The organism is Propionivibrio sp. (assembly GCF_049316945.1).
Classification (GTDB): domain Bacteria; phylum Pseudomonadota; class Gammaproteobacteria; order Burkholderiales; family Rhodocyclaceae; genus Propionivibrio.
Window position 1 is genome coordinate 1 of sequence record NZ_JBMOJE010000177.1, and the last position, 7,665, is coordinate 7,665.

The 7,665-nt window shown below is 49.8% G+C and carries 10 protein-coding genes and 1 pseudogene; 4 read left to right on the plus strand and 7 right to left on the minus strand.

Going from position 1 to position 7,665, the window contains the following annotated elements; translation table 11 throughout:
* The first annotated feature begins 291 nt into the window (after window positions 1-291).
* Window positions 292-849: an NnrU family protein gene (locus ACOYNV_RS24160; protein ID WP_422902365.1), complete on the plus strand. Its 558-nt coding sequence runs from the start codon at window positions 292-294 to the stop codon at window positions 847-849.
* 178 nt (window positions 850-1,027) lie between these two features.
* On the opposite strand, the gene ACOYNV_RS24165 is transcribed toward ACOYNV_RS24160, so the two are convergent.
* The gene (locus ACOYNV_RS24165) at window positions 1,028-1,267 is read right to left on the minus strand and encodes an oxidoreductase-like domain-containing protein (RefSeq protein WP_422902366.1); all 240 of its coding nucleotides are present in this window, start codon (window positions 1,265-1,267) and stop codon (window positions 1,028-1,030) included.
* 30 nt (window positions 1,268-1,297) lie between these two features.
* Window positions 1,298-1,888: a hypothetical protein gene (locus tag ACOYNV_RS24170; RefSeq protein WP_422902367.1), complete on the minus strand. Its 591-nt coding sequence runs from the start codon at window positions 1,886-1,888 to the stop codon at window positions 1,298-1,300.
* Window positions 1,889-2,017: 129 nt separating this feature from the next.
* Here ACOYNV_RS24170 and ACOYNV_RS24175 point away from each other — a divergent pair, with 129 nt between their 5' ends.
* Entirely contained in the window at window positions 2,018-2,437 is a 420-nt protein-coding gene (locus ACOYNV_RS24175) for an IS1096 element passenger TnpR family protein (protein WP_422902368.1), read from the plus strand.
* A 46-nt stretch (window positions 2,438-2,483) separates the two neighbouring features.
* Here the strand turns inward: ACOYNV_RS24175 and ACOYNV_RS24180 are convergent, their stop codons facing one another.
* Entirely contained in the window at window positions 2,484-3,125 is a 642-nt protein-coding gene (locus ACOYNV_RS24180) for a hypothetical protein (RefSeq protein WP_422902369.1), read from the minus strand.
* Between the two features lie 205 nt (window positions 3,126-3,330).
* Between ACOYNV_RS24180 and ACOYNV_RS24185 the strand changes: the two genes are divergently transcribed.
* The gene (locus ACOYNV_RS24185; protein WP_422902370.1) at window positions 3,331-3,498 is read left to right on the plus strand and encodes a hypothetical protein; all 168 of its coding nucleotides are present in this window, start codon (window positions 3,331-3,333) and stop codon (window positions 3,496-3,498) included.
* Window position 3,499: 1 nt separating this feature from the next.
* On the plus strand, window positions 3,500-3,802 hold the full coding sequence (locus ACOYNV_RS24190) for a hypothetical protein (RefSeq protein WP_422902371.1): 303 nt from the start codon (window positions 3,500-3,502) through the stop codon (window positions 3,800-3,802).
* A gap of 275 nt (window positions 3,803-4,077) precedes the next feature.
* Here ACOYNV_RS24190 and ACOYNV_RS24195 read toward each other — a convergent pair whose 3' ends face one another.
* The 4 genes and pseudogenes from ACOYNV_RS24195 to ACOYNV_RS24210 form a co-directional block, all read right to left on the minus strand.
* Window positions 4,078-5,424: an L-serine ammonia-lyase gene (locus ACOYNV_RS24195; RefSeq protein ID WP_422902372.1), complete on the minus strand. Its 1,347-nt coding sequence runs from the start codon at window positions 5,422-5,424 to the stop codon at window positions 4,078-4,080.
* 9 nt (window positions 5,425-5,433) lie between these two features.
* Complete coding sequence (locus tag ACOYNV_RS24200; RefSeq protein ID WP_422902373.1) at window positions 5,434-6,645, minus strand: HAAAP family serine/threonine permease; 1,212 nt, start codon at window positions 6,643-6,645, stop codon at window positions 5,434-5,436.
* 218 nt (window positions 6,646-6,863) lie between these two features.
* Complete coding sequence (locus ACOYNV_RS24205) at window positions 6,864-7,202, minus strand: hypothetical protein (RefSeq protein ID WP_422902374.1); 339 nt, start codon at window positions 7,200-7,202, stop codon at window positions 6,864-6,866.
* A gap of 82 nt (window positions 7,203-7,284) precedes the next feature.
* A pseudogene (locus tag ACOYNV_RS24210) lies at window positions 7,285-7,572 on the minus strand (sigma factor-like helix-turn-helix DNA-binding protein); the annotation flags it as partial.
* Window positions 7,573-7,665 lie beyond the last annotated feature (93 nt).

Consider the following 7,665-nt stretch of genomic DNA (forward strand, 5'->3'; position numbering starts at 1 on the left):
CTCGCCGCCCTTACTGCCGCCAGATTTGTGCGGATCTACTCAGCCGGCAACACGCGGGGATTGTGAAGAGCGCGACCTACAACTTCGCTGACTAATCACCCGTGCAAGATTCCATAATGGGAACTTCCTGATTCGTCTTGTATCAATCATCAGAGGCTTTCGGGGAATCAAGCTCAGCATGATGGTTTTCTGCAAAAATAAATCCAACGTATTCTCCTAAGCGATTGACTGAGAATCCGTCCATTCAAGAAACTGAGTATTTCATAGAATCTATGGCGAAGGAGAGTAACGATGTGGATGTTTGTTTCCGGCTTGGTACTGTTCTTTGCCCTCCATTTCACCACCGCAACACCTCCCGTGCGCGAAAGCATAGCTAGGATAACGGGTGAAAACGCATGGAAAGGTTTGGTGGCACTCGGTTCCCTGAGTGCAGTCTTCCTAATCAGTTTCGGCTGGAAGTACGCACCGAACACCGTCCTGTTTGCCCCGAGTCCATTCGCGATACTGTGGGCGCCCGTGCTTGTTAGTATTGCAATGGTGCTCTTTGTGATCGGCGGTGGAAACCTTAGTGGATACATCCGACGAACGCTGCATCACCCGATGCTTGTCGGCGTCATCATCTGGTCCATCACACACCTGCTTGCTAACGGTGGCTTGCGGGAAACCTTGTTTTTCGGCGCGTTTCTTGTCTTTTCAGTCTATGCGCTGGGATCTCTCTTGCTCGCAGGCAAACGGGCCACTTTCAAGCCGTTGTGGAAGTGGGACGCAATCGGCCTCGGCATCGGGCTGTTTGTCGCCATCGGTGTCATGCACAGCCATAAATGGTTGTTCGGCGTAGCAGTCTCTTGAATAGGCCGAGTGGCCCAGCAATTGGCGTGGCACATTTCAACAATCCGGAAAATTCCATGGGTGGATGACACAATCCTTAAACGGCCGAAGGCCAACACCTTCCCATAATGATTGCTGATCGAATCTGGTTTCTCAGAGCCATTTGGCGCTATTGATCCCCGTAACCCTTGGCTGAAGATTACCTCAATAGATCCCTAGCCTGATCCCGCCAGTAATTCAGTGCTTCGAAATATCCCTCCCACACGCAACCGTTGCAGCCACGGCCGCAGCAAGTGCTCGGCGTCGGCGGTGGTGGGCGCAGGGTGAGTTTCCTTTTGCTAACAAACTCCTGGATTTCAAAAACCATTGTTTGCGCATCCACCAAGTTTTTGAGTGGCCTACAAAATGGATCGAGAGGTTTGTTGGTGCTGGACATCATGGGTCTGGATGAATTTAAACTGATGCCTGGTTACGCGGTTTGCCGATACGACCACGAAAGATAGGGGGCCTTCTCCAGCAAAGCGAACAATTGATCGTGCCGCCCAGCGGTGACCAGAGCCGACAGGCACATGGTCGTTCCGTGGAAGAAACCGTGGTTCTCACGGGTGTCATTCCAGTTGGCGATGACGGTTTCTACCAGGCGATCGGCCCATTCCGCCGCGAGTTCTGGCGAGGCACAAAGCTCGCCCCAGTAGTCCCCAAGGATCTCGATGTACGGGAATTCCTCTTCGGCATGAGCCTGGTAAAGCTGTTCCAGCCATTTGCAACGGGTAGGCAAGTCGGCTGGAGCATTGGCTATGATTGGTACGAGAACATCGATGACCCGATTGACGGCGGATCCGATGGCGCCGGATGAGCTGTCGATGTTCTGGAGCGAGGGCGAGAGTTTTTGCAGGAACAACACCGCGCCCTCAGCGCCGAGCAGCGCATCTTTCCTTGCCGCCGCCTTGATTTCTGAGAGTGCCTCCTTGATTCGGGTGATGGCCGGATCTGAACTCCAGCCAAAGGCGCCTTTACGGAAACAGGGAGCGAACTCCCAAGAATACTTGCTTGCGGCCATTTCTATCTGATCTCTCTGCACCCCTTATGAATCAAGGCACTATTTTTTATCGGCATGTTCTGATATTTTCAGACAGTCCAGGCCAACCGGTCTGGCGAATGTTTTTCATGAATTGAGACCAGGCACACAATGATCCTTACTCTCAAAGTAACACTGCTCTCCGGCAGTTATGCAAACGGCGCATGGGAAGGAATGATTGAGATTGATTCATCTTCAACGCTGGATGAACTTCATCTTGCCATTCAAGACGCCGTCAATTTTGACAATGATCACTTGTATGAATTTTACATCTCACGAACCGCACGAAGTGGCAATCGGGTTCGTTTTGATGATGAAAATGGTGAAGTTTTCAGTACAGCTATAGAAGATCTGTATCCACTTCCCGACAAGAAGAGCTTGTATTACTTTTTTGATTTTGGAGACAACTGGCTTTTCAAAATCACAAAATCAAGAAAACGTGACCAAGAGCCATGCCAAGGTATCGAGTATCCAAGGTTGGTTCTCGAAACAGGAGTAAAGCCAGACCAATATCCTGATTGGGAAGAGTGAATTGGCTCACCAGGCAAGCCGCTAAATGCAAGTCCTGGGGAATATCTCAGCATCTAAGCGAGAATCTCTCGTCCATCAATTTCTTACGTTCGCCGGTTAAGTAGTCGCCCCGCTGCGCACTATGTGGTTGGCGCAATTCGGCATCTTTATTCGCTATCGCTAGGTCGATTTGCTGACACCGGATTTCATTGAACTGAGTTGCGTTGCTTGTGCGTGTGGTCTTTGTCGCTGCTGCAAATTGTTTCTCTCGTTCTAGCCTGGAGTTTTCCATCGCAGAAACGGCTGATTTAAGTCGCTCTAGATCATTATTAGCCCTTGGTGTTTCATTTTCGACAGCGGTGACAGCTATGGTTTTTTCTTTGACAGAGCATGGTTTGTCACCGTACGAAACTTGACCACCATTTCCGCACTTGTAGTTGATACTCAGATTGCTCGGTATTGTGTTGGGAGATATGCCTGTTTTACCCATGGGTGGCGGCAAACGTTGGGAAGGCAGTTCGGAATTTGAATTTACATCCATGGGCCGTGCAATCTCTGATGCTGCCCGGTTGCTGTATTCAAAAAATAACCATCCGGCGACGACAACCGAAAGGGCGAGTACAAAAGATACAGCACGTATGTGCGTAGGTTCCTGCATTTCAACTGCCACCGAAGATTTTTTAGTTAATATTGCTTTTGATTGTCTCAAGTGGCTATGTCAAACACAAGCCACATTATGCAACCTCAGCCACCCTTGGCGCTTCCCCACCTCCGCTCCTTATGGCTGACCCATTTGTTCGAGAACGAATGCCCGCAGTTGCGCCTTTCTTTGATTGATCACTCCTTGAGGCTTTGCCTTCGACTACCTCAAGACAGCAGGCAAGAAGACTTATGCATTCCCCTATCGCGGCACCATGCGCGATGACGTGCGGCCCGGTCTGCGCATAACTAACTACAAGAAACGCGCCGTGATTGCCTTCGATGTGACCACCGAGCAGGTATCCATCATTGGCGTGTTCTACGGTGGCCAGGACTACGAAACAATCCTACAAGACGACCCCGAGGACGGCTCGACGCACTGATGTGCTCATTCCAATACCCTGCCACTCATTCCATATTCCATTCGAAACCCTGCCAGCGATTCCAGCCCAAAGTCGGCGACCCACTGACGCCTCGGCGATAAAGAATTCAACAAGCGCATTAAGTATTTTCGGTTATCCGGATTTTATCGACGGGCGCTTTGAATGCTGCGTCGCAGCAGATTTCAAGTGGATAATCTATGTGGAATTTTTGGCCACCGACAGCAAGCGACCCAAAGCGGTCATCGGGGGTTTTGTAAAGCTGCCGTTCGATGGGAACGCAGAAAACGCGGAAGCAGCCGTTTGAAATGCGAAAGTGATATTTTGGAGCGAACGGCAGCTTCTCGGCCGAAAGCGGTCGGTGATTGAAAATTGATGGCGGTCGGCTGACGGCCATCAGCGGCCGTCCAGCCATGCCGCGAAGCCGCCATTCAGACGACCGCTCTACTCAGGAAGCTGCCGCTCCCCGCGCCACCTCCTTCGACTCCTCCTCGGCCAAAGCCGCCGGTGGACTCAAAATGAAAATGGTCGGTACTTAAAAGTATCTTCATTTCGTGAGTGAGGCAAATACGAGGTTTGGTACTATTGAATGAGCCTAGCTAATCCCCCGCAGGAAGTCTCGCGGTATTTAGGGTCCATGTCTTTTCCAGTTTGCCGCATCGTCTCAATCACGGCGTCCAAAGAAACTCGCGCTTGATCTGCGCTTCGCGATAATGCCATTGCCGTAGCATTGATGGCAGTTACCGCTGCAACTCCATTTCTTTCTACGCAAGGGATTTGCACTTGTCCATTTACAGGATCACAAGTCAGCCCTAAATGATGTTCCATCGCAATTTCTGCCGCCATGCAGATTTGTTTTGCATCGGCATCGTGCAGTGCCGCAAAGCCTGCAGCTGCCATAGCACTCGCAACGCCGATCTCGCCTTGGCATCCCACCTCCGCACCTGAAATGGAAGCATTTCTTTTAAACAAAGCTCCTATCGCCGATGCTACTAAAAAGAATTTTAAAGCTCTGGCCTCATCAAGGGGGTGAATCCATCGGTCATAATACGCTAGCACTGCTGGTATCACTCCACAGGCTCCATTAGTAGGAGCCGTTACCACGCGGCCACCAGCTCCATTCTCCTCGGAAACCGCTAAGGCAAAGACATTCACCCAATCCATTTGCACCATAATTGAGGTTTCTTTCTCTTCGCTACACTGAAGTTTCTGAAACAGAGCACTCGCACGCCTTGCAAGATCCGTTGGTTTCGGGAGATTTCCAGTAGTTTTGAGGCCTCGATGAATTCCTTCCTGCATCACAGCCCATATTTTTTGCGAATAATGGGCAATTTCTTCAGGAGAATGCAATGCAAGTTCGTTCTGCATTAAAATCTCACTCATCAAAGCATCCTGACAAAATACCACCAGCTCTTTCGCATTAGTGAAATAAAACGGCACCGTGGGAGCTTGGGGTTCTTTTGTGGCTGTGAATTCTTCCTCAGAAACCACAAAGCCTCCTCCAATCGAATAATATCGCCTCACAAGCAGTGGATTAGAACCCGCAAATACCGAATATTGAATGCCGTTTTCATGCAGCTTTAGCGTTTTTTTGGAAAAAATCAGCTCAAAGCCCATTTTTTTATTAGGCATAAGGTGCACCTGCCTCGTTTGCATCACCGCGGCAATAATGCTGGGCACTTTATCTAAATCAACATCCTCTGGTAAAAATCCACTCAACCCTAAAATAATTGCTTGATCCGTAAGATGCCCTTTTCCCGTTGCACTCAAGGAACCAAATAACTCTACTTGAATACGATCCGCCGCAGACCACACATTTTCAGTTTTCATTGTCTGCACAAATCGATGCGCTGCGACCATCGGGCCAAATGTGTGTGAACTTGACGGACCGATCCCGATTTTAAACATTTCAAATAATCCGTAATACATGTTGGCTCGTTAGATAAACTGTAAAATAATGGATCCTAACGCTAGCAGCCCAATTACTGCGACAAAATAGGTATCAGGTCCTGCATATTTACGCATTGCGGGAACAGCACGCACCGCATACGCCGGCATTAGAAATAAAATAATGGCAAGAATAGGACCGCTTAAATCATCAATCAAATCCAAGGCACTCGGATTGTAAACTGCCACAATCCAAACGCAAAGCCCGATTACTACAAGCGAGATTTTGTTAATTGTAAGTGCCGAATATCTGGCGACAAACGGTGCGCGACGAAGTATCCCAATGAACCCTTCTTTTGTCCCCATGAAATGCCCTAAGAAAGATTTGGTAATGGCGATCACTGCAATAATGGGAGCTACATTGTGCAGAACCGGATTGTGAAACACCGTAGCCATATAGGTGAGAATGGTGACATTTGAGACTTTGGCCTCTTGGAGTTGCGCGCCAGAGAAAGTCATCGCACAACTAAACACAAAAAAGACGACTACCCCCACAATCAAAAAATGGGCACAAAGTAAGATTTTATTGATATGAGGCTCCGCATCGCTATTGTAAGTCCGCTTTTGCGCTAAGACCATGGAAGAAATGATCGGCGAATGGTTAAAAGAAAAAACCATCACTGGAATAATATAGAGCATCGAAATCGCAAAATGAGAAAAATCTGGAGTTGGAGCCTCAAAAATCCCTCCATTCCAAGTTGGAATCATGTAAAGCGACAAAGTAAAAATAGCAGCCACAAAAGGAAAAACTAAGAAACTGATGGCTCGAATGATGATTTCCTCTCCGTATTGCACGAGACACATAAGAAAAAGAGTCAAAATGCCTGCTAGCAACACACGAGGTGGAGGGGATAAATGCAAATTATCGGAGATGATGGAATTAATCGTATTGGTAAGAGCTACAGAATAGACCAATAAAATCGAAAAAATCGCTAGAAAGTAGAGAGTAGTGATGAGAAACCCGATTTTTGAGCCGAAAGACTCATCGGCTACTACTGTAATATCTTGGCTATTCCCTTTCCCGACTAAAACAAATCGCGCCAACCCTCGATGCGAATAAAAAGTCATCGGAAATGCTAAAAGCGCCATCATCACGAAAGGCCATAATCCACCAATCCCAACCGTAATAGGCAAAAATAGAATCCCTGCACCAACCGCTGTGCCAAATAAGCTTAGCGACCAAAAGAAATCTTCTTTTTTCATAGGTATTTTTTAAGAAGGATAAAGGACAGGAAATTCAACCACCTTCCCCGAAGTATCCCTGCACCTTCCGCGCTTCGTCAACCGTAATTTTCCGCCAGGTTCGTCCGATCTCTCCTGAAATCAGCGTCTGTTACCCTGAAAACGCCCTTCGCCTTTCGTTTTCAGGGGAGCAGACACGAACGCTCCCGTCGGGCAGCGTCAGAGGCCCGCTTACCACGTCACCACGCAATGCGCTGATCGAACTCGTACTCCGGAAGGGGCTGGATCAAAAGATCGTCGCCGCCCGACCCGGCGGCTTTCCACAGCGGCGGGCCGTGAGCCGGGGCGATGCACGGAGAGTCGACCGGTTCGCCAAGATGGGTGAGGATATCCCGCATCGCTTTGCTTTCGTCGATGAAGGCGATGATCTTCATCGCGCCATCGCATTTCGGGCAGATCAGAGGGAACACTTCGTCGATTGGCGCCAGTAGCAGCGCCCACACATACCGTGCCGCCTGGCGGTCAGGTGATTCTTCCGTTTCGGCCTCGGCTTTGCCTTTGGCCTTTGTGCGCCTCAAGGAATTCGGCGGAAGACAACAGTACGCCCAGCGCTCGCGCATGGGGAATCGCACAACGGGCAGCGGAAGGCAGGTATCGGTTGACGCCTTTGCGGCGCATTTCGCGATGCACGGCCGGCCAATCGGGCTCAGGACGGGTACGGCTTGAGGGCGTCGCCGGCGGGTAAAGCTGGGCTTCCAGTCCCATCTCACTCAGGCCGTCGGGTAGCGGATAGGTCAGGCCACATTGCTTCGCCCGGCGCAGTATTTCGCCAACGGTCGTCGGTGATGTGCCAACGACCCGAGCAATCTCGCGATGGCTTCGGCCACCCTCGTGGTGCAGCCGTAGAACTTCAATAATCTTACGCATGAATAACCTGACATTCGCCATGTTGGCCTCGGCAAATCTACCGAGGGTGCCACGGTTATCCCGCGTGCTACGCAACTACAAATTACTGTCCAGTTTGCTCTGGAATCACTGTCC

Excerpts from the sequence above, each read along its gene's own strand:
- ACOYNV_RS24160 (WP_422902365.1), top strand. The coding sequence starts at position 292 with ATGTGGATGTTTGTTTCCGGCTTGGTACTGTTCTTTGCCCTCCATTTC.
- ACOYNV_RS24165 (WP_422902366.1), bottom strand. The coding sequence starts at position 1,267 with ATGATGTCCAGCACCAACAAACCTCTCGATCCATTTTGTAGGCCACTC.
- ACOYNV_RS24170 (WP_422902367.1), bottom strand. The coding sequence starts at position 1,888 with ATGGCCGCAAGCAAGTATTCTTGGGAGTTCGCTCCCTGTTTCCGTAAA.
- ACOYNV_RS24175 (WP_422902368.1), top strand. The coding sequence starts at position 2,018 with ATGATCCTTACTCTCAAAGTAACACTGCTCTCCGGCAGTTATGCAAAC.
- ACOYNV_RS24185 (WP_422902370.1), top strand. The coding sequence starts at position 3,331 with ATGCGCGATGACGTGCGGCCCGGTCTGCGCATAACTAACTACAAGAAA.
- ACOYNV_RS24195 (WP_422902372.1), bottom strand. The coding sequence starts at position 5,424 with ATGTATTACGGATTATTTGAAATGTTTAAAATCGGGATCGGTCCGTCA.
- ACOYNV_RS24200 (WP_422902373.1), bottom strand. The coding sequence starts at position 6,645 with ATGAAAAAAGAAGATTTCTTTTGGTCGCTAAGCTTATTTGGCACAGCG.